Origin of the sequence: Cellulomonas algicola, assembly GCF_003851725.1 — a bacterium.
Classification (GTDB): Bacteria; Actinomycetota; Actinomycetes; order Actinomycetales; family Cellulomonadaceae; genus Cellulomonas; species Cellulomonas algicola.
In genome coordinates this window covers 1-2067 of sequence record NZ_BHYL01000232.1, presented here as the reverse complement: position 1 = coordinate 2067, position 2067 = coordinate 1, and the positions used below count along the sequence as shown (strand labels likewise).

Annotated in this window: 4 protein-coding genes and 1 other RNA gene; 2 read left to right on the top strand and 3 right to left on the bottom strand. The window is 75.0% G+C overall.

The window, feature by feature from the left end:
• Positions 1-413 (bottom strand): LysE family transporter (locus tag CTKZ_RS14620; protein WP_160142909.1); only part of this gene is annotated, 413 nt, incomplete at its 3' end.
• Between the two features lie 72 nt (positions 414-485).
• On the opposite strand from CTKZ_RS14620, the gene CTKZ_RS14615 reads away from it, so the two are divergent.
• Entirely contained in the window at positions 486-941 is a 456-nt protein-coding gene (locus CTKZ_RS14615; protein ID WP_200829759.1) for an Lrp/AsnC family transcriptional regulator, read from the top strand.
• Positions 942-1054: 113 nt separating this feature from the next.
• Complete coding sequence (locus CTKZ_RS22610) at positions 1055-1186, top strand: hypothetical protein (protein WP_255490122.1); 132 nt, start codon at positions 1055-1057, stop codon at positions 1184-1186.
• A 23-nt stretch (positions 1187-1209) separates the two neighbouring features.
• On the opposite strand, the gene ffs is transcribed toward CTKZ_RS22610, so the two are convergent.
• Positions 1210-1306: signal recognition particle sRNA small type (gene ffs, locus CTKZ_RS14610), an RNA gene on the bottom strand.
• Positions 1307-1387: 81 nt separating this feature from the next.
• The coding region (locus tag CTKZ_RS14605; RefSeq protein ID WP_124343630.1) for an AAA family ATPase at positions 1388-2067 on the bottom strand (680 nt) is incomplete at its 5' end.

The following is a 2067-nucleotide window of genomic DNA, read 5'->3' as shown; positions in this document are numbered from 1 at the left end:
GCGCGCGGCTCCACGGGCACGGCCGCGACGGCCACGCCTGTCTGGCCGGGCACGGCCGGCTCGGACGCCCCCGTCTCGCGCGGCGCGGCCGGGACGGTCGCGTGCGAGGTGCTCGCGCGGTCACGCCACCACGCGCGGAGCGCGAGCACGGCGACGACGACGAGCACCGCGGCGGCCACCCACCGCACGACGTGCTCGTGCTGGGCGACGACCCGTCCGACGGGTGCCCCCGCGGCGACGGCGACGGTCGCGTACAGCAGGTCGACGGTCGCCACGCCGAGCCCGGCGCCGATCGCGACGCGCGTCCCGTGCACGACGCCCTCGCGCAGCAGCAGCACCCCGATCGGCCCGACCGGCACGGCGACGGCGAGCCCGGCGAGCGCACCGAGCAGCAGGGCGGAGGTCACGTCCACGCCGACCAGGATCGTCCCGTCGTGCGGCGCGCGTCGACGGTCCGCTGCGCAAGTCGTCGTCGGACTGCGAGAATGTGCGCCGTGGACGTCATCGACGACGCGATCCTTCGAGAGCTGACCGCGGATGCGCGGTTGCCGTTCCGCGAGCTCGGCGCGCGCGTGGGCCTCTCCGCGAACGCCGCGGCGGCACGCGTGCGCCGCCTGGTGGACGACGGCACGATCCGCGGCTTCACGATCGTCACCGGCCGCGCACCTGCGGGAGCGCCCGTCGGCGGGCTCGAGGTGTTCATCGAGGTGCGCCTGGCGCCGGAGACGACCAACGAGGACTTCCAGGCGGCGCTGCGACGCGCGCCCGGCTTCCCGCAGGTCCTCGACGCGGTGCACGTGACCGGCTCGTACGACTACCTGCTGCACGCGCTCGTCGCGGACCCCGCGTCGCTCGACCGCCTCGTCCGCCGGCTCAAGCGTGAGGCGGGCGCCGCGCAGACGTTCACGCGCCTCGCCCTGCGCGACCCCGAGCCCGCCTGACGCGCCGTCGTCGCGACGGTTCACCCCACCCGCGGGACGTCGGTCCCTGTCGGGCGGCGCGCGCCCGTCGATAGGTTCGACGACGGCTCACGACGCGCGAGAGGCAGCAGGAGATGACGTTCTGGCACACCACCGTCCTGGTGCTGGGCGCCGCGGGGTTCGTCCTCGCGCTCGTCGTGGTCGCCGCCGCGGGCTCCTACCTCGCGCAGTGGACGCGACGGGAGCGCTCGTCGCCCGAGGCGTGATCCTCCCGGATCCCGCCCGGGACGTGAAGGACCCCTCGCACACCCGCCAGAGCTCACCTGCCCTTGCTGCCTTCCGGCCCTGGGGGGGTTCAGCGAGATGACGCCGCACGAGGGGTCTGCCCACCAGCCTAACGGACGTGGGGACGCCCTCGCGCACGGCCGAGCGGCGCACCGGCCCGGACACGCGCGCGGCGACGGCCGTCAGTCCAGGACGTGCCGCAGGTAGCGGTGCGGGTCGTCGAGGAACCCGCGCCACCGCTGGACGAGGTCGAGGTCGTCCCAGTCGCACCGCCGCATCCCCCACTCGCCGACCTCCCAGACCGTCGCGCCGGGCAGCGCCGCGAGGATCGGCGAGTGCGTCGACAGGACGACCTGCGACCCGGGCGACCGGACGAGGTCGTGCAGGTGCGCGAGCAGCGCGAGGCAGCCGGTGAACGACAGCGCCGCCTCGGGCTCGTCGAGCAGGTACAGCCCCGGCTTGAACATGCGGTCGCCGACGAGCGACAGGAACGACTCGCCGTGCGACATCTCGTGGAACCGCGGCTCCGGGCGCATGCCCGGGTTCTCCTCGAGGTACGTGTAGAAGGAGTGCATCGTCTCGGCGCGCAGGAAGAAGCCGAACCGCCCGGCCCCGACGTCGCGCACGAGCCGGAACCGCAGCTCGGCCTCCGTCGGGCGCGTCGAGTGCGCGGACCCGATCGAGCCGCCCTCGGGTCCCATGTCGCGGCTGAGGGCGAGCGCCTCGACGAGCGTCGACTTCCCGGCGCCGTTCTCCCCGACCAGGATCGTCACGGGGTCGAGGTCCCAGCCCTCCTCCATGACCTGCCGCACGGCGGGGATGCGGGCGTACCAGGGCGCGTCCTCCTCGTCGGGCGCGCCCG